General features: G+C 72.3%; 16 protein-coding genes. 8 read left to right on the top strand and 8 right to left on the bottom strand.

Annotated features, from left to right (window positions below; translation table 11 throughout):
• Positions 1-53 precede the first annotated feature (53 nt).
• From FRAEUI1C_RS21490 to FRAEUI1C_RS21510, 5 genes are all read left to right on the top strand, one after another.
• Positions 54-1,406 carry a sensor histidine kinase gene (locus FRAEUI1C_RS21490; protein WP_013425447.1) on the top strand — a complete coding sequence of 451 codons (1,353 nt, stop codon included), beginning with the start codon at positions 54-56 and terminating at the stop codon, positions 1,404-1,406.
• Positions 1,403-2,086: a response regulator transcription factor gene (locus FRAEUI1C_RS21495; RefSeq protein ID WP_013425448.1), complete on the top strand. Its 684-nt coding sequence runs from the start codon at positions 1,403-1,405 to the stop codon at positions 2,084-2,086. The genes FRAEUI1C_RS21490 and FRAEUI1C_RS21495 overlap by 4 nt, the downstream gene beginning before the upstream one ends.
• 132 nt (positions 2,087-2,218) lie before the next feature.
• Positions 2,219-3,487: an ABC transporter substrate-binding protein gene (locus tag FRAEUI1C_RS21500; RefSeq protein ID WP_013425449.1), complete on the top strand. Its 1,269-nt coding sequence runs from the start codon at positions 2,219-2,221 to the stop codon at positions 3,485-3,487.
• A 251-nt stretch (positions 3,488-3,738) separates the two neighbouring features.
• Positions 3,739-4,605 carry a CYTH domain-containing protein gene (locus tag FRAEUI1C_RS21505; RefSeq protein WP_232425070.1) on the top strand — a complete coding sequence of 289 codons (867 nt, stop codon included), beginning with the start codon at positions 3,739-3,741 and terminating at the stop codon, positions 4,603-4,605.
• A 170-nt stretch (positions 4,606-4,775) separates the two neighbouring features.
• A complete protein-coding gene (locus FRAEUI1C_RS21510) occupies positions 4,776-5,540 on the top strand; it encodes an SDR family NAD(P)-dependent oxidoreductase (protein WP_013425451.1) in 765 nt (254 codons plus the stop codon).
• A 24-nt stretch (positions 5,541-5,564) separates the two neighbouring features.
• Here the strand turns inward: FRAEUI1C_RS21510 and FRAEUI1C_RS21515 are convergent, their stop codons facing one another.
• Both FRAEUI1C_RS21515 and FRAEUI1C_RS21520 read right to left on the bottom strand, forming a co-directional pair.
• Complete coding sequence (locus FRAEUI1C_RS21515) at positions 5,565-6,821, bottom strand: ABC transporter substrate-binding protein (RefSeq protein WP_013425452.1); 1,257 nt, start codon at positions 6,819-6,821, stop codon at positions 5,565-5,567.
• A gap of 338 nt (positions 6,822-7,159) precedes the next feature.
• Positions 7,160-8,140: a VC0807 family protein gene (locus FRAEUI1C_RS21520; RefSeq protein WP_013425454.1), complete on the bottom strand. Its 981-nt coding sequence runs from the start codon at positions 8,138-8,140 to the stop codon at positions 7,160-7,162.
• Positions 8,141-8,206: 66 nt separating this feature from the next.
• On the opposite strand from FRAEUI1C_RS21520, the gene FRAEUI1C_RS21525 reads away from it, so the two are divergent.
• The gene (locus tag FRAEUI1C_RS21525; RefSeq protein ID WP_013425455.1) at positions 8,207-8,674 is read left to right on the top strand and encodes a MarR family winged helix-turn-helix transcriptional regulator; all 468 of its coding nucleotides are present in this window, start codon (positions 8,207-8,209) and stop codon (positions 8,672-8,674) included.
• A 111-nt stretch (positions 8,675-8,785) separates the two neighbouring features.
• Here FRAEUI1C_RS21525 and thiC read toward each other — a convergent pair whose 3' ends face one another.
• Together thiC and thrS are read right to left on the bottom strand one after the other, a co-directional pair.
• A complete protein-coding gene (gene thiC / locus FRAEUI1C_RS21530) occupies positions 8,786-10,501 on the bottom strand; it encodes a phosphomethylpyrimidine synthase ThiC (protein WP_013425456.1) in 1,716 nt (571 codons plus the stop codon).
• A 197-nt stretch (positions 10,502-10,698) separates the two neighbouring features.
• Positions 10,699-11,988, bottom strand: a complete 1,290-nt coding sequence (gene thrS / locus FRAEUI1C_RS21535; protein WP_095522673.1) for a threonine--tRNA ligase — start codon at positions 11,986-11,988, stop codon at positions 10,699-10,701.
• Between the two features lie 372 nt (positions 11,989-12,360).
• Here thrS and FRAEUI1C_RS21540 point away from each other — a divergent pair, with 372 nt between their 5' ends.
• The gene (locus FRAEUI1C_RS21540) at positions 12,361-14,709 is read left to right on the top strand and encodes a hypothetical protein (RefSeq protein WP_013425458.1); all 2,349 of its coding nucleotides are present in this window, start codon (positions 12,361-12,363) and stop codon (positions 14,707-14,709) included.
• A gap of 30 nt (positions 14,710-14,739) precedes the next feature.
• Positions 14,740-15,543, top strand: a complete 804-nt coding sequence (locus tag FRAEUI1C_RS21545; protein ID WP_013425459.1) for a hypothetical protein — start codon at positions 14,740-14,742, stop codon at positions 15,541-15,543.
• 214 nt (positions 15,544-15,757) lie between these two features.
• On the opposite strand, the gene FRAEUI1C_RS21550 is transcribed toward FRAEUI1C_RS21545, so the two are convergent.
• From FRAEUI1C_RS21550 to FRAEUI1C_RS21565, 4 genes are all read right to left on the bottom strand, one after another.
• A complete protein-coding gene (locus tag FRAEUI1C_RS21550) occupies positions 15,758-20,461 on the bottom strand; it encodes a TIR domain-containing protein (protein ID WP_198318614.1) in 4,704 nt (1,567 codons plus the stop codon).
• 534 nt (positions 20,462-20,995) lie between these two features.
• Complete coding sequence (locus FRAEUI1C_RS21555) at positions 20,996-21,568, bottom strand: dihydrofolate reductase family protein (protein ID WP_013425461.1); 573 nt, start codon at positions 21,566-21,568, stop codon at positions 20,996-20,998.
• Positions 21,569-21,790: 222 nt separating this feature from the next.
• The gene (locus tag FRAEUI1C_RS21560; protein ID WP_013425462.1) at positions 21,791-22,813 is read right to left on the bottom strand and encodes a sigma-70 family RNA polymerase sigma factor; all 1,023 of its coding nucleotides are present in this window, start codon (positions 22,811-22,813) and stop codon (positions 21,791-21,793) included.
• Between the two features lie 111 nt (positions 22,814-22,924).
• The gene (locus tag FRAEUI1C_RS21565) at positions 22,925-24,511 is read right to left on the bottom strand and encodes an MFS transporter (RefSeq protein WP_013425463.1); all 1,587 of its coding nucleotides are present in this window, start codon (positions 24,509-24,511) and stop codon (positions 22,925-22,927) included.
• Between the last annotated feature and the right edge of the window lie 83 nt (positions 24,512-24,594).

Raw genomic sequence — 24,594 nt, forward strand, 5'->3', positions numbered from 1 at the left:
GCCAGCCCTGATCCCAGCCCGCTCTGACCCCAGCCCGCTCTGACCGAGGGACCGTGACGACCCACCGACTCCCCGCCGGGATCACCGGCGACCGCACCGGGTGGCGGTGCCTGCTCAGCGAGAGCAGGCGCCCCACCCGGTGGGATGCCGTCGCCACGGCCGCCACGCTGGTCACGATGACGGTCGCGACCATCCTGCGCACGAGCGAGCCCACCGCGCCGGGAACGGCGCGGCTGGTCTTCCTGGTGCTCGCGTGGCTGCCGCTGCTGGTCCGGACCTACTGGCCCGAGCCGGTCCTGGCCGTCGTCCTGGCCGTCGAGGCCGGCCAGCTCGTGGTGATGCGTGACCTAGGCGCCGGTCTGGTCGGCGGCCTCGCCGTCGCCGCCTACCAGCCGGTGCCGGTCGCCACGATGCTCGCGGTCTACACGGTGGCGTCGCGTCGCCGGCAACGCGACGGCTGGGTCACCGGAGCCGTCAGCGCGTTCCTGCTGCTGGTCACGGCGCTGCTGTTCCAGGAGATCGAGCTGATCGGCACGGACGTCGTCATGACCGAGCTCGTCCTGATCGCCGCGGCCGTGGGCGTCGGGGTCCGAGCCCGCCAGGACACCCGCGCCCGACGGGCCCGCGAGGCCCGCGAGCAGTCCCGCCAGGCCGTGCTGGAGGAACGGCTGCGGATCGCCCGCGAGCTGCACGACACCCTCGCCCACGACCTCGCCCTCGTCGACGCGCAGGCCGGGGTCGCCGACTACCTGCTCGACCTCGACCCACCGGCCGCGCGCCGCGCCCTGCGCGACATCACCCAGCACACCTCGGCGGCGATCGACGACCTGCGGGCCACCCTCGTCCTGCTGCGCCAGGACGTCGACGAGACCGACCGCCCCACCGACGGGCCCGACCCGGATCGGCGGGCCGACGGAGATCCCACCCGCGACCGCGCGCTGCCCCCGGTCCCCGGCCTGGACCGGCTCGACGGGCTGCTCGACCGGTTCCGCGACGCCGGCACCCCCGTCAGCCTCGACACCGTCGGCGAACCGGCGTCGCTCGGCCATCACAGCGACCTGGCGGCCTACCGGATCATCCAGGAGGCGCTGACCAACGCGACCAAGCACGCCCCCGGCGCCCCGGTGAGCCTCAGCCTGCGCTGGGCCCCGCGCCATCTGGAGGTCGAGATCCGCAACCCGCCCGCTGGCCTGCCCACCAGCACCCGCGGTGTCGGGACGGGGCACGGCCTGATCGGCCTGCGCGAGCGCGCCCGCGCCGCGCACGGCACGTTCGACGCCGGCCCGACCCGCGACGGTGGCTACCGGGTCGCGGCCGAGCTGCCGATCAGGGCACACCACACCACCGGCGGGCCGGGCGTTCCCGGCCCGGACGCCGCAGGGCAGACCGAGGAGCCCCAGCCGTGACCGCCCCGATCAGGGTCCTGCTCGCCGACGACCAGGAACTGCTGCGCGCCACCTTCCGGCTTCTGTTGGACGCCGCGCCGGGCATCGAGGTCGTCGGCGAGGCCGGCACCGGCCGCGAGGCCGTCGCGGTGGTCCGCGCGACCAACCCCGACGTCGTCCTCATGGACATCCGGATGCCCGACCTCGACGGCATCGCCGCCACCGCTCAGATCACCGCCGACGAGGCCCTCGCCGGGGTGCACATCCTCGTCCTCACCACCTTCGAGACCGACGAGCTCGTCCTCGCCGCCCTGCGCGCCGGCGCCAGCGGCTACCTCGGCAAGGGCGTGGCGCCGAACACGCTGCTCGACGCGATCCGGACCGTCGCGGCCGGCGAGTCCCTACTGTCACCCACCGCGACCACAGCGCTGGTCCGACGTTTCCTGGCGAGTCCCCAGCCACGGCTCGACGCCAGGCTCCCCGCGATGACCGACCTCACCGCCCGGGAACGCGAGATCACCGTCCTGGTCGCCCGCGGGCTTTCCAACGAGGAGATCGCGGAACTGCTGGTCATCAGCCCCGCGACCGCCAAGACCCACGTCAACCGTGCCATGACCAAGGTGCACGCCCGCGACCGTGCCCAGCTCGTTGTGTTCGCCTACGAAAACGGCCTCATGACTCCCGGGGGCCGGACGCCCTGAGAGCACCGGCCGGGCCGCACTCGGGGCTTTGGTACCTTCCCGTAGCCGGGCCCGCCAACGCCCTGGAATTCCGGCTGCCGCGGCATTCAGCCGGCGGGGCGGCACAGTCCGAGGACGCGAGGAGGAGAATCCATGCTGGCAGCGCCGATTCACCGATTAGAACGGCGCACGACGCTGACGGCAATCGCGGCGACCATCCTGGCCGCGCTGGCTACCGTAAGCTGCACCAACGGATCGTCTCCCGCCAATACGTCGGCGGCCTGCGCAGCCCCCGGTGTCTCGCCGCACGAGATCCGGGTCGGCCTCATCTATCCGGACAGTGGCCCCATCAGTGGGGAGCTCGAAGCGGCTCGCAGCGGTGCTGATGCTCGCTTCGGACTGGTGAACGCCGCCGGCGGCATCAACGGGCGAAAGATCACCTATACCTGGCAGGACGACAACAGCTCGACAAGCGGCAACGGCACTGCTGTGCGGAGCCTCTTCGAGTCGAGCTCGGTCTTCGGGCTCCTTGAAGCCTCTATTAACGCGGACGGCGGCGCGGACTACCTCCGGTCGAACCAGATTCCCGCCGTCGGCCTGCCGATCACCAACGTCTGGTCGGACCCGTCGTATACGACGATGTTCTCCTATCCCTCCCTCATCACCGGCGGACCAGTGTCCGATGTCGTGGGGCGGTATGTCCGCGAACACGGTGGCCACCGCGCCATCGTGGTCACGACGGAGACGGCCAGCGGTGTACAGGGATTCGACCCTCCACTCGCGAAGAGCTTCGCCGAGGCCCAGGTTCCGACGACGACGGTCCCGTACAACTCGGCGGTGACGAGTCCCGCCGAGTTCGTCCACCGGCTGCCGACCGACGCGGATGTCCTCGTTCTCGCGCTCGGCCCCAACGATGTCCTCCCGATCGACGCGGCCGTGAACGCCGCGGGCAACCGCTTCAAGGTGGTCGTCGCGATCGCCGGCTCCGGTGACGCGACGATCCAGAAGTACGGCTCCTCGGTGGCCGGCCTGACGACCTTCTCCACGCTCGTGCCATTCCGGGCGAACCTGCCCGCGCAGCAGGACTACCTCCGGGCAGTGGCCTCCTACGCGCCCGAGCTCCAGCCGGCGACGCAGGAGGTCGCGTACGGCACCTACATCGCCGCCGACATTCTGGTCCAGGGGCTGATGGCCGCGGGTGCCTGCCCGACCCGGACCGGGTTCATCAACGCCCTGCGCGGAATGCAGAACTACAACGCCGAGGGGATGCTCGCCGGAAAGGTCGACTTCACCAAGACCCACCAGGCGATCAACTGTCTGATCTTCACGCGCGTCAACGATGCCGGCACCGCGTTCGACGTCGTCCCGGATACCGTTCCCGGCGCGCCGTCCCAGACAGAATGGTGCGGCACCGGCACCTGAGCACCGGCGCGCCGTCGCCGACGCCAGCCGGAACCGGCGGGCTCCGGGCCGGTCCGGCCCGGAGCCCGCCGTCGCGGCCCCGACCTGCACCGGGCCGATCCGGCTATGGTGGGAAATGGCCGATACAGCGGGGGCCGGGTATCATGCGCCCGAAGACTACGAACCGACGCGCCAGACGCAGCAACTCCGCCGGCCCGCTCTACCGGCGCCGGGCCCGGCTGGGCCCGCGCACGGCGACAGAGGGGGACGTGATGACGGCGCGCAAGCCGGTGCGAGCCGCGCAGAACTTCTGGCAGCTGCCCGAGGACGACCTCGACGGGCTCCTGCGGCTGGCTCCGCAGGCGGACCGGGTGGAGCTCAAGCTCCTGATCCCGATCGACGGGCACCAGGAGACCTGCGACGTGCTCGGCATCCAGTTCGCCGACGCCCCCGCGCACCGCGTCTACTACCTCGACACCCCGGACCGCCAGCTGCACCGCCGTGGTGTGGTGGCCCGGGTGCGCAGCATCCGGCACCGCCCGGACGACTCCGTCGTCAAACTGCGCCCGGTGGCCCCCGCCGACGTGCCCTCCTCGCTGCGCCGGTCGAAGGACTTCGTCGTCGAGATCGACGGCATGCCCGGCAGCTACGTGTGTTCCGGGGCGCTGAAGACCCGTCTCGGCTCCGACGACGTCGAGTCGGTCATGTCCGACCGGCGGCCCCTGCACGCGCTCTTCTCAGCCCGGCAGCGCGCGCTGCTCGCCCCGCGGCTGCCCGGCGGCCTCACGATCGACGACCTGATGGTCTTCGGGCCCGTCGACGCCCGCCGCCGCAAACTCACCCTGTCCGGCTTCGACCGCACGCTGCTGGCCGAACAGTGGACCTTCCCCGACCGGTCCCAGATCCTCGAGCTGTCCACCCGCTGCGCACCCGACCAGGCCCTGAAGGCGGCGGCGACCACGGCGGCCTTCCTGGGCACCCACGGTATCGACCTCACCGGCCCCCAGCAGACCAAGACCCTCACGACCCTCAAGTTCTTCACCGCCCGGGCCACCGCCGCCACGCCCTCGGCCATCCGCGAGCCTGAGTCGCGGCGCCGCCAGCGGCCACGTTCCCGCAAGCGCCCGGGCCGTCGCTGACGGCCCACGCCAGGGCAGGAGTCCGGGCGTGCCCGGCCGTCCGATCCGCGCGTGGCTGCCGTCGGCCGGCCGCCGAAACCCCGGATACGTTTGTCCCCGGGACGCCGGCCGGCCTCGGTGGGCCGTGGCGGCTCGGCCGGAATCACGCACGCATGGGCTGGAGCGAAGCGATGACGGAACGACTGGACGGCACGGTCGCGCTGGTGACCGGCGCGAGCAGCGGCATCGGCGCGGCGGCGGCACGGGAGCTGGCCAGCCTGGGGGCCTCCGTCGCGCTGGTCGCCCGCCGCAAGGACCGGCTCGACGAACTGGCCGCCGAGATCACCGCGGCCGGCGGCACCGCGCTGGCGATCGAGGCCGACGTCACCGAGCAGGCCGAGGCGGTCGCCGCGGTCGAGCGCACGGTGGCCGAGCTCGGCCGCCTCGACACGGCGGTCAACAACGCCGGGGTGATGCTGCTGGGCCCGGTGCTCGGCGCGCCGACCGAGGAGTGGGACCGGATGGTCCGGCTGAACGTCCAGGGCCTTCTCTACATCGCGCACGCCGCCCTGCCGCACCTCGTCTCCGCCGCGGACAGCGAGCCGAGGCGCGTCTCGGACCTGGTGAACATCAGCTCGGTCGCCGGCCGGCGCCCCACCGCGTTCTCCGGCGTCTACAACCTGACGAAGCACGGCATCAACGCGTTCAGCGAGGCATTGCGCCAGGAGATCACCGAGCGCCACGTCCGGGTGTCGCTGGTCGAGCCCGGCGCCGTCGACACCGAGCTGACCGATCACCTGAGGCCGGCCGTCCGCGAGGTCGCCCGCCAGCGGTTCGCCAGCGTCGAGACGCTCCTCGCCACGGACATCGCGGACGCCATCGCCTACGTCGTGACCAGGCCCCGCCGGGTCGCCGTCAACGAGATTCTGGTGCGCCCGACCGAGCAGCCCGGCTGACGCCACTCGCTCCGGCGGCCACCGCTACTGGATGGTGTGGCCGCACCAGAACCCGTTCTGGTCGACGGTCGCCGGCGGTGGCACCGGGGTGAGGCCGCCGCCGGCCCGATCGACCTTGAGGAACTCGACGCAGATGGTGGGCGCCTTCGGCTGGCTGAGGTTCACCGGGGCGATCAGGCCGTTGCCGGTGAAGGCGCCCACCTGGCGCAGGCTCTTGATGAACGCGTCGCGGGTCGGGCAGGCACCGGCTCGCTGCAGGCCCTCGATCATCTCGTCGGCGGCGACATAGCCGTCGAGAGCGAGCTCGTCGTAGGGATTGGCGAGCTGCGGGGCGTAGGTGTGCATCACGCTGCTGTAGGCGACCATCGCCGGAGAGGTTGTCGGCGAGAAGCTCGACAGGAATGACAGACCGGCCATCTCGGGCCCGCGTTGCGCGACCAGGCTGTTGTCGATGCTGCTGCCCAGCACGACCCTGAGCTTGACCCCGAGCCGCTTCGCCGCCGCGTAGATGTCCAGGACCGCGCTGGTGGGGACGGCGGCGACGAGCGCGTTGGCGCCGGAGCTCTTCAGCTGTTCGGCGATGTGCGCCGGGCTCGTGCCGGTGTAGCTGACCGTGCCGATGACGGCGATTCCCGCGTTGCGCAGGCTGGGCGCGATCTTCGCGTCGAGGTTCTGGAACACCTCGAAGGTCGGGTCGGCGACGATGAGGGCCTTCGTTCCGCCCTGCGCCTGGACGTAGTCACCGAACGTCGAGACGGCGCCCGGGTTGAACAGGTTGCCGAAGTCGAAGAAGTTGGGATACCTGGTCCAGTCGGCGGTCGTGGCCGCGCCGGTGACCGGGACGTTCTGCACGCTCAGCCAGGCGGCGGAATCGCTGACGACGATCGACTGCGCGATGAGGCCAAAGATCTTCTGCGTGTCGACCAGGTCGTGCGCCACCGCGGAGAACATCGGGGCGTTGGCCTGGTCGTCGCGCCAGACGAGGTCGATGGTCCGGCCGTTGACGCCGCCGTGGGCATTCTGCAGAGCGATTCGGGCCTCGACGCCGCTGCGCGTCCCGCTGAAAGTGGACACGATGCCGCTCGGCCCGGAATCCGGATAGACGAGCCCGATCTTGATGGATTTCGCCGTCACGCCAGATTCCTGGGTCGGGCAGGTGCCCGCCGTGGCCGTACCCGTGCTCGACAACTGCCCGCAACCCGCGAGAAAGGTCGATGAAACGACCAGGAACGCCGCGAGGACGGCCGTGGTCGTTCCGGCGCGCAGGCGCTGGAGGCTCATACCGCCATCCCCCTCGCTGATCACCCCGAGCGCGCCGTCGCAGCGTCTTCATCGGGCCGAAGGGAACGGTATAACGGCTCCTCGCGACGCCTTTCCGCCAGGCAAGCATCATCCCGCGACGTTCATCTGCCGGTTTCTCGGCAGTCACCAGAAATGCATACCGGGCATGCGGCGAGACTGATACGCGTTATCGAATGTGGCGGAGGTTACAGCGCGGAGTGCCTACCGGCGGGGCGCGCCAGGCCCTTACTTCCTGCGGCGGCGTTGGATGAACTGGCTGATCGCGAAACCCACGATCAGGATGGCAGCGAGCAGAACACCCTGTTCGGCGCCGGACATCACGCCTCCTCACTGACGCTGGAAAGGGATTCCGCCGAGGCGTGGGCGACCTCGGCGTCGACCTCGCGCGAGGCGATGGGAACCGCGAACAGTCGAATGGCGACCAGGTAGCCGACGAACAGCACGAGCCCGGGCAGCTGCGAGGCCACCGAGGCGTGGAACAGGTCCGAGCGAGAGTGGCTGTAGACGAGGGCCACCCGCAGGAGCGCCTCCAGCAGCAGCACGATCCCAAGCCCGAACGTCATGGCCTGCTCGACCCGGCGGAACACGCCCGACGTCGTCCACGCGCGGTCGAACGCCGCCGCGCGCACCGGGTCGCCACCGGCGGCCATCGGGCGGCTGACCTCCATCATCAGGGGGCGCGCGGTCCAGCAGGTGATGATCGCGTAGACGCCGGCGACCGCGGTGTAGAACGCCGGCCGGACCAGGATGAACCTGGGGTCGGTGCTGACCGTCACCAGCGCCACGCTCATCGCCACCTCGACGAGCACCAGCAGCGCGAACCCGTCGATCCGGCGCCGCCGCGACAGCAGCGGCACGGCGCCCAGCCCCAGCGCGACCGTGCCGGCGACGATCGCCCAGGTGTCGGAGGCGCCGGCATAGGCGGCGACCAGCGTCACGGCCCCGGCGAGCGCCGCGACCGCCACGCCCGCGAGCACCCGGGATCGCCGTCCCGCGCCCTCGGCGTCCCGGACCTCGCCCGTCACCGACTTGGCCGCCACCGCGAAGCCGCCGACGGTCAGCCGGACCGCGGCCGAGCGGCCGGTCGGCGCGAGTGCCGCGTAGACCACGGTCGGCAGCAGGAGGTCGACCACGATGTCGACCAGGCTGAACGCCAGGATGCGGGCCTTGACCGCCACGCTCCCACCGGAGGCCGCGCCGTCCGCCGTCGCGGCCGGCGACGGGCTGTCCCCTGGCAACCGGCCGTCTTCTGGGGAGCCAGGGCTCTCGGAGTGAATCTCGACCTCCACAAACGTCATCGCCACGCCCGATCCGTCCCCCCGACGGAAAGATATCTTAGGAGCTAAGACGTTTTATCATGGGGTATGGCGACCGAACCACCCCAGACGCCGGAGGCCGGCGAGCTGCTCGGACGCGAGTTCATCACGGCGGTGGTGATCTTCCACGAGAGCGTCGGTCGGCTGCTCGGCCTGACCGCGGTCGAGCGCAAGTGCCTCGACATCCTCGCCCGCCGGGGGCCGATGGCCGCGAAGGCGATCTGCGAGCACACGGGCCTGACCAGCGGCGCGGTGACCGGGCTGGTGGAACGACTACGCGCGGCCGGCTTCGTCGACCGTCAGACCGACCCCGACGACCGGCGCCGGATCGTCGTCTCGCTGTTGCCGAACCCGAAGCTCGACGAGATCCGCGCGCGGGTCTTCGGCCCCCTCGGCGCCGACATGGCGGCACTGACCGCGGGCTACTCCCAGGAGCAGCTGCTCACGATCGCCGACTTCCTGCGCCGCACCACCGACGTCCTGGTCGCCAACACCGCCCGCGTCGGCGCCATGTGACCTGCCCGGTGCCGTGGCCGCGAAGGCGGCCGGGCGGAGTGATCGCCGTTTTCGCCCTCGAACGGTTGCGAATCGAGCCTTCCCGCAACCGTTCGAGGGCCGAATCGGCGATCAGGTTCGGGGTTCCGTCGGGGCCGGGCCGGCCGCGGTGGCGGGGGCGGGCAGGTAGAGGCGGGAGCCGGCGGCGGTGAACTCGGCGGCCTTGGCGCGCAGGCCCGCCTCGACGGCGTCGGCGGAGATGAGGCCCTGCTCGTCCGCGTGGCGCCGGACGTCACGGGTGATCTTCATCGAGCAGAAGTGCGGCCCGCACATCGAACAGAAGTGGGCGGATTTCGCGGGCGCGGCCGGCAGCGTCTCGTCGTGGAAGGCCTGGGCGGTCTCCGGATCGAGGGCCAGGTGGAACTGGTCGGTCCAGCGGAAGTCGAAGCGGGCCTGCGACAGGGCGTCGTCCCAGGACTGCGCCCCCGGGTGGCCCTTGGCGAGGTCGGCGGCGTGTGCCGCGATCTTGTAGGCGATGACGCCCGCCTTGACGTCATCTCGGTCCGGTAGACCCAGATGCTCCTTGGGGGTGACGTAACAGAGCATCGCGGTGCCATGCCAGCCGATCATCGCGGCGCCGATGGCGGAGGTGATGTGGTCGTAACCCGGCGCGATGTCGGTGGTCAGCGGACCGAGCGTGTAGAACGGCGCGTCGTGGCACAGCTCGCGCTGCAGGTCGACGTTCTCCTTGATCTTGTGGAGCGGCACGTGGCCCGGCCCCTCGATCATGACCTGGACGTCGTGCTCCCAGGCGATCGTCGTCAGCTCCCCGAGGGTCGCCAGCTCGGCCAGCTGGGCGGCGTCGTTCGCGTCGGCGATCGAGCCGGGCCGCAGCCCGTCGCCGAGGGAGAAGGTGACGTCGTACCCGCGCAGGATCTCGCACAGCTCCGCGAAGTGGGTGTAGAGGAAGTTCTCCTCGTGATGCGCGAGGCACCAGGCCGCCAGGATCGCCCCGCCGCGGGAGACGATCCCGGTGCGCCGGTGCGCCGTCAGCGGGACGTGGCGCAGCAGTACGCCGGCATGGACCGTCATGTAGTCGACGCCCTGCTCCGCCTGCTCGATCACCGTGTCGCGGTACAGCTCCCAGCTCAGGTCCTCGGCCCGCCCGCCGGCCTTCTCCAGCGCCTCGTAGATCGGCACGGTCCCGACCGGCACCGGCGAGTTCCGCAGGATCCACTCCCGGGTGGTGTGGATGTCGCGGCCGGTCGAGAGGTCCATGACGGTGTCCGCGCCCCAGCGGGTCGCCCAGACCATCTTCTCCACCTCCTCCTCGATCGAGGAGGCGACCGCCGAGTTGCCGATGTTGGCGTTGATCTTCACAAGGAAGTCGCGGCCGATCGCCATCGGCTCGGACTCGGGATGGTTGACGTTCGCCGGCAGCACCGCCCGCCCGGCGGCGATCTCCGCGCGGACGAACGCGGGGTCCAGCCCCTCCCGGACGGCGACGAACTCCATCTCCCGGGTGATCTCCCCGCGGCGGGCGTACCCGAGCTGGGTGACGGCCCGGCCGGGCAGCGCCCGGCGCGCCGGGCGAGCGCCGGTCTCGGCCGTGTCGCCGCGGGCGTCGATCCAGGCCGCGCGGGTGGGGGCGAGTCCTCGGTGGACGTCGACGAGCACGTCGGGGTCGGTGTACGGCCCCGAGGTGTCGTAGAGGACCACCGAGTCGCCGTTGGACAGCGCCACCTCCCGCATCGGGACGCGCAGGCCCCCATCGGGCCCGGTCAGATAGGTCCGCCGGCTTCCCGGCAGGGGCACGGAAACGGGGGTCGGGTGAGCGGAACGCTCCATGAGACTTGCTCCCTACGCCGGCATTACCCGGACAGGTTCATGCGGTCGGCGACCCCGGGCCCACGACCCAGCCGCCCTCTCAGCCTCCTGAGGTGGAAGCTCCCGCGTCGATGCCCGGGAGTGCCCCGGGCAGGTCCACAGCCGAACCGGCGCCGACCGACGTCGGCGACCGGTGTGGTCTGTGGCTTACGAGGACGCTACGACAGATCGCCCGCGGTCGCGTCCCAAAGCCGGGTGCTGTGGGAGGCGACGAGGGCGCCGACGCGGGCCAGGACGTCGCCGGCGGGTTGGGGCCCGAGCCGGTGGCCGTCGCGCAGACGCAGCGAGACGTGCCCGTCGCTTGCCTCCTTCGCGCCGAGGACGGCCTGGTAGGGCACGAGCCGTGCCAGGCGGACGCGGGCGCCCAGGCTGCCGCGGTCCGGCCCGAGAACCTGCGCTCGCAGGCCGAGGTCGGCGCACCGCCGGGTGAGCGCCACGGCGGCCGGCAGCTCGGAGGCGGAGATCGGGAGGATCACCAGCTGGATGGGGGCGAGCCAGGCGGGCAGGGCGCCGCCGTGCTGTTCGAGCAGGTGGGCGACGGCCCGCTCCACGCTGCCGATGATGCTGCGGTGGACCATGACCGGGCGGTGCCGCGCGCCGTCCGGGCCGACGTAGCGCAGGTCGAACCGTTCGGGCTGGTGGAAGTCGATCTGGACGGTGGACAGGGTCGACTCCCTGCCCGCGCCGTCGGTGACCTGGACGTCGATCTTGGGACCGTAGAACGCCGCCTCGCCCTCGGCCGCCTCGTAGGGCAGGCCGGACCGGTCCAGGACCTCGGTCAGCAGCGCGACGGAACGCCGCCACAGGTCGGGCGCGGCGACGTACTTGCCCCCGGGCCCGGGCAGCGAGAGGCGGTAGCGGCTCGGGGTGAGGCCGAGCGCCTCGTAGGCGTGGCGGATCAGGTCGAGGGCCGCCCGCGCCTCGTCGGCGACCTGTTCCAGGGTGCAGAAGATGTGCGCGTCGTTGAGCTGGATGGCCCGGACGCGGGTGAGGCCGCCGAGGACGCCCGAGAGCTCGGAGCGGTACATCCCGCCGAGCTCCGCGATACGCAGGGGCAGCTCCCGGTAGCTGTGGGACCGGGAGCGGTAGATCAGCGCGTGGTGCGGGCACAGGCTCGGCCGCAGGACGACCTGCTCGCCCCCGAGGTCCATCGGGGGGAACATGTCGTCGCTGTAGTGCGACCAGTGCCCCGAGATCTCGTACAGCTCCCGCTTGCCGAGGACCGGCGAGTAGACGTGCTGGTAGCCGGCCCGCCGCTCGACGGCGCGGATGTACTCCTCCAGGGTGTGCCGCACGGTCGCGCCGTCGGGCAGCCAGTACGGCAGTCCCGCGCCGATCAGGGGGTCGGTGTCGAACAGGTCGAGCTCGCGGCCGAGCTTGCGATGGTCGTGCACGGCGGTCTCCTCGCGAGAACGGGCGAGTGACCGCAAGACGAAGCCCCGGGGCACTCGCCCCGGGGCTTCGGACTGCAGGATCGGTCAGCGCGCCGGGACACTCTCCGGCGTCGTCGTCATCGCGGCACGCTTCACGCGCCCAACCGTAACAGAGGCCCGCCCCTGCGCCACAGGCGCCGCGCTCAGCCGGTACCGTCCAGGAGAGATCGTGACGGGGGCGCGCCCGGCCGACGCCGCTCGACTCGGCGAGTCGCCGCGCCCGGGCACGCGGTCGGTGATGACCGACCTGGACGGGGGCGGCGAATCCACGTGAGCAGCAACTCCGGCGAAGCCCAACAGGCGCCCGCGCCGACCTCCTGGAACTGGGCGCCACCTCCGCAGGGCCCACCCGTGGCGCCCGCTGGCCCCGTCGCGCCCACTGGCCCCATGGTGCCCACTGGCGCCGTCGCGCCCGCTGGCCCGGTAGCGCCCGCCGGCCCCGTCGCGCCGATTCCCGCGCCGTACGCGCAGGTGCGGGGGCGGGTCGTGTTCGACAGCGCGTGGTGCGCCCTGCGGGAGGGGCGGACCAGCGGCTTCTCCATGATGGGAATGCGCCAGCTGCTGCTCACCGACCTGCCGGCGGTCTACGTGCACGACACCGGGGGCCTGAGCAGCGCGGTCCTCAGCGCGCTGGAGCCTGCCTTCGACCCCGCCGCGACGGTCGAGCTCGTCGAGGGCAGCACCCGGCTCGCCGTCGACGTCGCGTTCCCGGACGGGCGGACCTACCAGGCGACGACCATCACCCCACTGCCACCGGAGCTGCACACCGCGCTGACCGGGCTCGCCGGCCGGCTGCTGTCCGACGCGCCGACCGCGGCGTTCGTCAGCCCGTGCGCCATGTCCGTGACGCCGCACTACGAGCGGGACCCGACCGAGGACGTGACGGTCAGGAACCCGCCGGCCCCCGTCCCGCCGCCGCCGGCCGCCGGGCCGCTCACCGCGGCCACCGTCAAGGGCGCGGCGGCCCGGGTCGCGGCCGCCGCCCGCGCCACCGCGACCGGCGGCGGCCAGGCACCGGCGGACGATCCCGACGGGGACCTCACGGCCTACGCCGTGATCAAGGACGGCCGGCTGGAGCTGCGGTCCCGGGGACGCGCGATCATCGACTGGCCGCTCAACCGGGTCGTCGTCGAGCAGGCCTCCGCCACCAGCGCGCACGTGCGCGGCGGCGCGGTGCTCGACGGACGGTTCCTCACCGGCGTGACGCTGCACCTCGCCGCCCCACCGGTGCTCGCTGCGTTCCTCGCCGTCGCGCAGGCCGAACGGCGCGAGGCCGAGACGACGACCATGGGCACGTCCGCCCCGGTCTGGGCGAGCGGCCTGAGCGGCGACGCGGCCCGCGGCCGGGCGGACTGCGTGCTCGGCGACACCGTGCTGGAGCTACAGCCGCGGGACGGCGCCACGACGCTGACCCGGTTCGACCTGACCGACTCCCGGCTGCGGATGGCCGGCTCGGCGCAGCGGTTCGTCATCTTCGACCCGGAGCACGGCCCGGTGGTCGTCGAGAGCGACTCGGAGGCGTTCGGCGCGCGGGTCGCGGCCCATCCCGGCGTCCGGGCGGCCGCCGAGCGGACGCTGGCGGGCGGGCCCTACCCGGCCGAGCTGGCCGACGGGGGCCCGGTGGCCTGCGCGGTCGCGGCCGGCACGCTGCGGGTGAAGGGCCCCGGCGCGGACCTGCGGGTGCCGCTCGCGCGGATTCGGTCCGTCGAGGGCGTCGCGGGCGAGGCGCGGGCCAGCCTGCGGGTCGCGGGCCCGGACGGGGACGTGACGATCGTCGGCCAGCTGGAGCTGGTCCGAGCCCTGCACACGGACGTCGCGGCCGGCAACTACGCCACCGAGGACCCGCGCCACCTGGCCGACATGCTGCGGGCCGCCGCGGGCCTGGAGGACGACTACTTCCTCTACACGATCTTCGGCCCGTTCTACGAGCTGCACGCCGCCCTGCTCGGCGACGCGGCCGCGGGCGGCCTGGCCGCGCGGGTCGAGCTGCCGGCCGACGACGAGGGCCGGCTGCGCACCGCCGCGGCCCTGTCGGAGGGCCTCGACGAGCTGCGCCGCCACCTCGACCAGGTCGGCTCGGTGCTGCCCGCCTTCATCCGCCATCGCGACGGGCTGCTGCTCGCGCCGGTCACCGAAGGGCGGCCGGAGCCGGAGTGGCTGAAGGCGCAGGAGGCCCGGCTGCGGGCCGCGTTCGCCCCGGCCCAGCGCGCGGCGGCCGAGACCGGCGCGCTGTCGGCCCAGGTGCAGCGCCTGATGGACCTGGACCCGTCCGCGTTGCCGAAGGCCAACTACGCGGGCGCCGCCGTCGCGCTCGGCGCCGCACTGCTGAACCCCGTGTTCCTGGTCTCCGGCGCGACCCAGGCGTTCAACCAGTACAACCAGCGCGCCCAGCGGTCGGCGCTCATGAGCACGCAGGCCGCGAGCGGCTGGGCAAGCGCCCTCGACCGGTGGAACACGCTGGTCGGCTCCACGCTCCCGGTGCTCGGCTACGTGCTGACCGAGAACCTGTTCGCGCCGCGCTGGGAGACCGCCCGCCGGCTCGCCGAGGAGCTGCGCCGCGCCGCGCCGACGGCCCGCGGGCCCTCGATGGGTGGCGTCGCCCGCAGGCTCGCCCAGCTCGACGTGATGCGCCGCTACCCGGCGACCTCGGGTATCCGGCTCACCCGCGGCGAGATCACGCACCACCTGCGGGTCGCGCGTGACTCGGTCAGCACACCCCGGTTCGTCGACTTCTGATTCCGTCACCCGACCCGCGCGGGAGCCACGATGACCATCTTCGCGAGCCAGTTCGACCGCGCTCGGGTCTACACGGGCAGGTACACCGGGCCGCCGGGCGACCCGACCTGGCGGACGCCGCCCGGCGCCCCCGCTGGCGGCGGCTTCCAGGCCGCCACCATGGTCGCCGCGCTGGCCGCCGGCGGCCTGGTCGCCGGCCTGGCGGCCGCCGCCGCCTTCGAGGCGTTCTTCGACGGGGGCGCGGGTCCGCACCCGGACGGCCACCCCGCTCCCCTGGCGGACGCGGCGGACCACGCGCACGGCGGAACGGACGGCGTGCAGGCCCACGACGCGACGAGCGCCCTCTCCGGGAGCTCCGGCGGCGGCGACGCGGGCACGCACACCAACGCGTGGGGCACGGGCTGGGGAACCGGCTGGGACCAGGGCTGGGACGCCGAGTCCAGCCACCAGCTGGCGACCGGCGGCCATGCCGCGGCCGCGGCCGGCGGCACCGCGACGGACCACCTCCAGGGCGCCTCCGGCCAGGCGGCCCATCAGCTCTTCGCCGAGTCCGCCGGACCCGAGAGCGCCACGGACGGCCCGCATGGCGCCGGGCCGGGCGCCACCGCGGCCCACGCCGACCCCGCGCATTTCCACGTGACGGGCACCGAGAGCGAGGGCTCCGGCCATCACGACGGCTACGACGCCTTCGTCCATGACGGTTCGGGCTATGACGGCTCCGGCGACGAGGACCACCACGCCGCCGACCAGCACATGCTCACCGTCCACGAGGACGCCTGGACCCACGAACCCGGCCACGACGGCGGCCTGACCGGCCACGAAGGCCTGTCCTGAGGGGTGGACGGGATCGGGGCGGCTCGGTGCTCTCGCGCGGACTTGATCGCGGCTTTGGCCCTCGGGTGGTCGTGGCGCCGGCGGTTCCGCGACCATCCCAGGGCTCAAACGGCGATCATGACGGTGCCGCAGACCGACTAGCGATCCGCCGTGACCGCCCGGGTGCTGATCACGGGCCGGTGACCTGGCAGGAAGCCCGCGACCGAGGCCGTGTTCAGCTGTTCCGGCGCCGCCGTGGCGCGGATGGGCCCTTCCTGTCCTCCGGGGTGTCCCTGACCGGGCGCGGCAGCGGAGAATCGGGCGCGAGGCGCCGGATCGATGGCTCGAGATGGTCGAGCTCGCCCGCCGAGAATCTCAGCTGCCCCAACGTCCACCACAGTTCCTGGCCCGCGTCGCCGGACAGTTTGTAACTCCCGTCCGGCAGGAGGACGGCCCAGTCGCCGTTGGCGAGGCCAGCGAGCGTGGCAACACGGGTGCCCGAGCCGACGTCCCAGAGAATGGCGGTTCCGTCGCGGCTGCCCGTGGCGACGGTGCCGCCGTCGGGGCTGAAGGCGACCGACTCGACCGTTCCGGTGGGATGGGCGAGCTGGTGGGCCTGCTCGCCGGTGGCGGTGTGCCAGAGCTGGATGCCGGAACTCCCGTCCGCGACGGCCAGCGTGTCGCCGTCTGGCGAGAGGGCCATCATGTTCACGGCCCCTGCCTTCCCGGCCAGCCGGCGGCGGCGCTTCGCGGTGGTCGCGCTCCAGAGCCACACGACGTCGTCCTTGTCGGCGGTGGCGAAGATGTCGCCGCGGGAGGCGAAGGCCACCTTCCGTACCTCGCCGGTGCTCTCGGCCAGCAGATTCGCCCGTGTGCCGGTCGCCACGTCCGCGGCCTGCAGATCGCGCGAGCCTTGGAGCACGAACCGGCCGTCGGAGGTGAACACCAGCGGATCCGGTGCGCCGGCGTCGGTGAAGGGGATGCTCCGGATCAGTCCGCCGGTGGCAGCGTTCCAGAGATCTACCTGGCCGAGGTTCGTCTTGGCTGCGATCGTGGCGCCGTCCGGGGCGACGGCCACAGAGACCACCCAGCCGACCCCGCCGTCGAAATCGCGGATCCTCCTGCCAGTCGCCGTGTTCCACAGGATGACGGCGCCGTCATCGTCACCGGAGACGAGAGTCGTGCCGTCGGGGCCGAAAGCCAGGGCGGTCACCGGGCCGAGGCGTCCGGAAAGCTGCCGGATCTGCCTGCCCGTGGCGGTGTCCCAGAGCCGGATCATGCGATCTCCGCCCGCGGTGGCAAGAGCTGTGCCGTCGGGGGCGAACGCGACCGCCTTGACCACGCTGCCAGGGCCGGTCAGTTGTCCAATTTTCCGTCCCGTTGCCGGGTTCCACAGGATGGTGGTGCCGTTGACGTCGCCAGTGGCGAGCGTGCCGCCGTCGGGGGTGAAGGCCGCGGCGCCCACCCGGTTGGTGTGACCGGTGAGCCTGCGCAGTCGCCGTCCGGTGCCGCTGTCCCACAGCCGAACGGAACGATCGTTGCTGACGGCGGCGAGTACGCCTCCGTCAGGGGAGAACGCCACCGCGTTCACCGTTCCCGCGCCGAGCAGCCGGCCGACGGTGACTGTTCGGATCCGCCTGCCGTCGGCGACGCGCCACAGCCCGACGGTGTTGGTGCCCGCGACCGCGAGAACGTTGCCGTTCGGGCTGAACGTCATCGCGTCGACCGAACCAGGAAGATCCACGAACTGGCGGACCTGCCTGCCGGTGGCGGTGTCCCAGAGCTGTATGGCTGCGCGGTCGTGGGCACCCGCCAGGATCCGCCCGTCGGGCGTAAAGGCGATCGCGGCGAACCGGACGCCGGTCGACTCGTGGGTCTGCTCGCCGGTGACCGTGTTCCAGAGCCGGAACGTGTAGTCCTGATCCCGGGGCCAGCTGGCGTTCCTGGGGTAGGTGACGGTGGCGAGGATGGCACGATCGGGGCTGAGGGCCCACTTCGACAACAGGCCGGAGTAGCCGGCGAGCTTCCGTACCTGTTCGCCGCCGCGCGCGTCCCAGCGGCGAATGACGCCCGCACCGAACTCGACGGCGAGCAACGACCCGTCGGGGGTGAACGCCGGGTGGCCGGCCATCACCTGGACTGGCCGCAGGTCGGCGGTCGCTATCACCGTGTCCGTGGCCCTGTCGATGGCGAGCGTCGTGCCGTCCGGTGACCACTCCAGCGCCTCGACCCGGCTCCACTGCGATTCGCCGGGCGGTAGTCGCCAGACACGTACCGGGTCGCGACCGGTCATCGCGGCGGGCACGAGCTCCGTTGCCGCGCGGGCCTGCTCGTCCAGGTCCGGAGCGAGCAGTGCCGCGTCCCGCCAGCGGCTACCGGTCAGGCGGGTCCGGTGCAGGCGGGGCCGCACGAGGTACGCGCTGGTCAGATCAGCGTCCGTCAGATCAGCGTCGGTCAGGTCGACGTCGCTGAGCCGGACACCGGACAGGTTGGCCCCGCGCAGGTTCGCGCCGCGCAGCACCCGGCCGGACAGGTCGATGCCGCGCAGGTCCTGGCCGGCCAGGTCGACAGGCAGCTCGCGCAGTCCGAGGCGGCTGGCGACGGCGAGGGCGTTCGCGTGTGCCGTCCCGCCGCGTTCGGGCAGCGAGCCGCCGGCCGCGGCCCGCTCCTCTGGGGTGAACCGATCACCCAGCAGGGCGCGGGCCCAGCGCTCCAGCGCCGTCCGGTCCGCGGCGCCGATGAGGAAGTCGACGATCAGCGTCGACAGCTCGCGCTCGCGCAGCGCTGGGCTGTCACCCGTCGCGGCGATCTGGCCGGCGGTGGTGACGGCGACCAGGTACTCCAGGACGGACGAGTGGACGAAGCGGAACCGGTCGGCCTCATCGCGGACGAGCAGGCTGCCGGAGCCGATCGTGAAGACGGCCTGGGCCGGGTCGAGCGTCGTGGGGCCCAGCTCGGGAAACGTCTGGCCGACGACGGTCGAGAGCGTGGCCAGATCGAGGCCATCGGCGCGGCTGGTCCACAGGCGCAACGCGACCGCTCGCGCCGCGGTCGCGAGCTGACCGGTCGAGAGAGTGGGCATGGACCCGCGGGTGGGGCGTCGCCGGCCGGTCTCCAGCGTGAGCCAGCGGTCGACCAGGAGCCGGTACAGGTCGGCCTGGGTCATCTGGCCGCCGGTCGCTCGGGCCGCGAGCAGGTCAGCTTCCGCCAGGTCGGCGATGAAGGCGAGCATCCGTGGCGTGCTGGAGAGCCCGCGCAGGTCGGCGACGCCGGCCAGCAGGTCGAGGCGGCGACGCGCGGCGGCGCCCGGGGCCGTCTCGCCGGCGTGGGCGTAGTGACGGGTGAGGAACTCCAGGATCTGGTCGTCGTCGAAGCCGGTCAGCCGGATCGTGCGGGCGGCGGGGAAGAGCTGGACCTGCGCGCCGAGGGCGGTGAGCCACGGCTCCCCCGGCCGGGCGGGCGGGCCGCTGCGCCGTTGGTCCTCCGCGCGCAGCGCGGCACGCCACTGCTGGTCGGAGGCGAAATGCTGGGTGCGGCTGGTGACGATCACCTTCGCCCGGCCCGACACCGCCGAGAAGATCATGTTGAGGTGCTCGACGGCGCCGTCGTAGGTCAGCCGGATCGCCAGTTCGTCGAAACCGTCGAAGATCAGCAGGATCTGGCCGCGGTCGAGCATGCGGCGCACCGCCCGAGCCGACACGCTGTCCTCGCCGGACTCCTGCAGGTGCACAGCCAGCACCGTGTCGAGGTTGTGGCTCTTCTCGTAGGTTTGCAGGCTGATCAGCATCGGCGTCAGCTGGGGCAGCAGCAGCGGGACCCGCCGGGCAAGCTCGCGGGTCAGGAACGTCTTGCCGTGTCCGAAGTCGGCGAGAACGAGGACGAGGCGCGCGTCCCGCGTGTCGAGCCAGTCCACGACCGCGCCGAACACGTCGGCATGCGCCGGACTGCCTGGTGGCTCGTCGAACCGCACGTACCGCTGGGGCACATAAAGCTCCGGCGGGTAGACCTGGTCGGCCGCGAGCAGGGTGGCCTGCCGGGCGCGGTACTCGGCCGGATCCCAGCCCCGCTCGACCGCGCGCAGACTGGCCACCTCGACGCCGCGTCGTCGGGCGCGAGCCCGCACCTGGCCGTCGGTGATCCTCCCGTCGTACACCAGCTCGGACTCGGCGAGCTCGTCGGCCTCCAGCCGAGGAGAGTGGACCTCGGCGAGAAACCGGGCGAGTGCCGCCTCGTCCAGGTCTCCGGCGTGGACGCCGACCGTCCAGCGTCGAGGCTCGCCGTCGACCCTGGCCAGGATCTCCAGATAGCGCAGGCCGTCCGGGCTGACGGCCCGAGTCACCGCGGCATCCGGAAACCGTTCCAGGTAAGCCTCGGTCACCCGGTTGAGCAGCTCGACCAGCTTGTCGGGCAGCTGCGGCCCGGGAAAGGACGGTCCTGCCCCAGCCGGGGCGTCGGCGGTGCCCGGGAACATCGGCTCGGTGCGGGGCCGTGCCGTGCCGTTGATCGCCGCCTCGACACCGGCGGCAAGGGTTTCGGCCGCCTCCTGCTCGTCGAGCCCAGCCAGATCGATCGCGACCAGACCGCCGAGGACGCCCGGCAAGGTGGACGGTCGAACCTTGACTGGTATGAGGCGCCGCCCCGAGCCGTCTGGGTCCGAGCGGAACGCCGCCTCCCAGGTCGCGACCGCGCCTCGCGACTCCAGCGCCTCGGGGGAAACGACGACGAGGGTGCGCTGGGCGACCCGCACCGCGTGATCGAACCAGCCGACCCGCGAACTGCCCGGCACGGCGTCCCAGGCCTGGACCAGCGGCCAGAGGCCGGCCACCGTCAGCTGCCAGCCGATCCACTCCGCCCACAGCCGATCGGCGTCGACCGTCTCGACGTAGTTGACGAGGAAATCGGGCTGCCGGCCGTCGCCGCCCGCCAATGCGCGGTCCACATCGCCGTCCCCCGTCACAGTCCCCTAGCTTTCCATCAACATCACTGACGCGGAGCCAGAACCGCGGTCCCCTCAGGCGCCGATCGACTCGGCCTCGCCGCGCGGAACCTCCAGATCCCCCAAAGGAGGTACCCGCGCCGTTGTCTTGCTCCTCTGGCCGGCTCGGGAGCCCGGCGCCTGTCCGCGGACGCCGAGGTGACGCGCAGCCGCTACGTCGAGTAGCGGTCGATTTTCGTCGACGACGCCCGATGGGATCGCCCGGGCTCCGACGTCACCCGACCCAGGAGATGGCCGAGTCCAAGTCGACGAATACCGCCTCTGGGTCTTCCCTGTCCTCTCGGCACAGGCGAACGTCTCCTCGGTGACGGCCTCCCGTCCGCTGGGCTATGCCTGGTCGGCTCGCGGACGTCCGGGTCGGGCGTCGTCGTCCACACCTATCAACGGCACCTGGCTGCGCGAATTGATGCCGGACACGACGCGGGGGCACCGCCTGGCCGGCGGTGGCCCCCGCGTCAGGGTGGGTGCGTCCGTGGGTTATCTGACGAACTCGTAGGTCAGGAACGACAGGCCCTCGCCGAGGGGGCGGGTGCTGATCAGCCGCAATGCCTTCTTGTCGCTGGTCGCGCCGAAGAGCCGGTCGCCGTCGCCGAGGATGACCGGGAAGACGACGAGGCGGATCTCGTCGGCCAGGTCGTGCTCGATCAGGGTACGGGCGAGCTGATAGCTGGCGTAGACGAGAATGTCGCCGTCCGTCTCCGCCTTCAGCTTCGCGATCTGGGCGAGCACGTCGCCGGACACGACCGTCGCGTTGTTCCACTTCGGCGCGGCGAGGGTCGTGGAGACGACGTGCTTGGGCAGACGGTTCAGCTGGTCGGCCCATTCGCCGGTGCGGTCGTTCCAGCGGGTGGCGAACCATGCGTCGCTGCGGCGGCCGACCAGGATCGCCGCGGAACGCAGCGCCTCGTCGGTCTCCAGCCGCGACCAGTCCGCGAGATCCGCGCCGCCGGACTCGCCGAACCAGCCACCGAGCCTGAATCCTTCCTGCCCGTCCGGGTCCTGAACGACGCCGTCGAGCGACATGTTCGTGGTGATGACAATCTTTCCCATGTGGGTTTCTCCTTGCCGGTGGGTGCGTCCACAGGGATAGACACCGGACCGGCTCGAAACTACGCGGCGCCTTCCTGCTGCCTCCGCCGACAAGGTTCACCGTTCCGGCGCCCCCATGATCGCCGTTTCGGCCCTCCGGTGGTGGTAACCAGGCCTGTTTCATAGCCATCAGAGGGCGAAAACGGAGATCAAGGTGACGGGCCGACCTCGGCGGTCGCCGCGTTAGGTGGATTCGGTGCGCCTTCCGGCCGGGAGGGTGAGTGGGAGGCCGAACCAGCCGAGGACGGTGTTCTCGAACCGGGTCATCGCGCTGATATGCCCGTCGGTGACGGTCACGGCGAACAGGCCTGTGGCGTGCCGCTGCCCGTCCGCGCCGTGGACGTACGAGCCGAACGCCGGCCCGCCGTTGGCGCGGGTGGGGACGAGGCTGTAGCGACGTCCGGGGACGAGCAGCACCCGGAAGAACTGGGTCACGACGTCGACGCCCTGGTACTCGTGCGGCATCGGTGGCATCGAGAGGAACACGTCGTCGGTGAACAGCTCGACGAGCGCGGTCAGATCGGCCGCCTCGTAGGCGCGGACGAACCGGGCCACGATCGCGCTCTCCTGCGCCGACCCGATCGTCGATGGTGCGTGCCGCAGGTGCGCGCGTTGCCGTTCGAGGTTGGCGCGCGCCCGGGTGAGGCAGCTGGTGACCGAGCGCACGGTGGTGTCCAGCATGCCGGCGGCCTCGCTGGCCTGGAAGCCGAGCACGTCGCGCAGGATCAGCACCGCGAGCTGCCGGGGCGGTAGTGCCTGCAGCGCGGCGACGAAGGCCAGCGAGATCGATTCGGTCTGCTCATAGCGGGCCTCCGGCCCGACGGGCACGTCGAACCCGCCGTCCAGCAGCGAGTCCGGGAACGGGCCGAGCCAGACGGCGGTCCCCTGGCGGGTGGGCGCGGGCGGCTCGATCCCGGGGATGTCCCAGGCCTTCGCCGGACGGCGGCGCGCCGTGCGCAGCGCGTTGAGGCACTTGTTGGTCGCGATCCGGTACAGCCAGGTGCGCAGCGACGCCTGCCCGCCGAACCCGCCGAGGCCCTGCCACGCGGCCACCATCGTGTCCTGCAGCGCGTCCTCCGCGTCCTGCACCGAGCCCAGCATCCGGTAGCAGTGCAGGTGAAGCTCGCGGCGGTGCGGTTCGGTCAGCGCACGGAACGCCTCCCCGTCACCCGCCCGCGCCCGGGAGATCAGATCCTCGCTGGCCATGGCTCGCCTCTCGACTCCGACCGGGACCTCCGGCCTCTCGTCGTATCGACACCACAGCAGCCCAGAACTGCTCGCTCGTCGCGGCGCGTCGCGGAAAAGGTGGCGGCCGAGCTACACCTCGGAGCGAGGCCCCGTGGCCGTGGCCTGCTCGCCGCGGGCCGCGGGGACGAGCGGCGCCACCCGGGTCGGCTGCGCGGCGGGCTCGTCGCCCTGGCCGGCCGCTGTCTGGGCCGCGTGCGCCCGTCCGGGATGGACGTTGATGAGAAGCCCGGCGGTCAGCGCGCCGAGGACCAGGATGCCGGCCGCCCAGGCGCTGGCGGTCGCGTAGCCGTGCACGGTCGCGTGGATGGCGTCGCCGCCGCGGTGCGACGCCAGGTAGCTCGTCACCGCGGAGGCCGCGATCGTGTTCAGCAGGGCGGTCCCGATCGAGGCGCCGATCTGCTGCGACGTGGTCGACATGGCCGAGATGACGCCGACGTCGCCCGGGTCGGCGTTGCTGGTCGCCGTGCTGATGACCGGGACCATGGCGATGCCGAGACCGACGCCGAGCAGGATCTCGGTCGGCAGCACATGGGTGAGGAAGGCCGACTCGGGAGTCAGCCTCGTCAGCAGCGCGACGCCGACCGCCGCGGCGAGCAGGCCCGGGACGATGAGCAGCCGGGTCGGCACGTAGGGCATGAGACGGCTGGCGAGCTGGGTCGAGGCCAGCCCGTTGAGCACCATCAGCGGCAGGAAGGCGATCCCGCTGCGCAGCGGCGAGTAGCCGTCGACCGCCTGGAAGAGATAGGTGAGCGAGACGAACGTGCCGAACATGGCGGTCATCGCCAGCAGGATCGTCAGGTAGGCGCCGCTGCGGTTGCGGTCCCGCAGCACGCGCAGCGGCAGCAGCGGGTTCGGCCCCTTGCTCTGCCAGACGACGAAGCAGGCCAGCAGGACGACCGCGACCGCGAGCGGTACGAGGACGCCACGCGAGCCCCAGCCGTCCGCCCCGGCCTCGCCGAGCCCGTAGACGAGCGCGACGAGGCCGCCGCAGCCGAGGATCACGCCCGCGACGTCGAGCCGCACGCCGGACCGGCCGACGGACTTGGGGATCATCGTCACGATGCCGAAGATCACCAGCGCGGCGATCGGCAGGTTCACATAGAGGCACCAGCGCCAGTCGGCGTACTGGGTCAGCAGACCGCCGAGGATCAGCCCGAAGGCCGACCCGCCGATCGCGATCGAGGCGTAGATCCCGAACGCCCTGGCGCGTTCCCGGGGGTTCGTGAAGGTCGCCGAGAGCAGCGAGAGCACCGACGGGGCGAGCAGCGCGCCGCACAGTCCCTGCAGCCCGCGGGCGGCGATCAGCACGACGGTGTCCGGGGCTGCGCCGCCCAGCGCCGAGGCCAGCGCGAAGCCGATGACGCCGACCATCAGGGTGCGCCTGGGCCCGAGCATGTCGCTGATCCGGCCGCCGAGGAGCAGGAACCCCCCGAACGCCAGGGTGTACCCCGTGATCACCCACTGGCGTTCGGTGTCCGAGAACCCGAGCGCCTTCTGGGCCGATGGCAGTGCGATGATCATGATGGTCGAGTCAAGGACCACCATCAGCTGCGCACAGGCGATGATGACGAGGATCCACCACTGGGCTTTCGTCGACTGGACCTTCGTCGATCGCGCCGAACGGGTCGTCAGCTCGTGCTGGTCAAGGCTGGTCACCCACGCACCCCTCTATGGCCAGACGGCTCGACAATGAGCCTTGATCCGCGAGGATTGAGCCGCCCAGCGGCAACCTATGTCAC

Source organism: Pseudofrankia inefficax (genome assembly GCF_000166135.1).
Lineage (GTDB): Bacteria > Actinomycetota > Actinomycetes > Frankiales > Frankiaceae > Pseudofrankia > Pseudofrankia inefficax.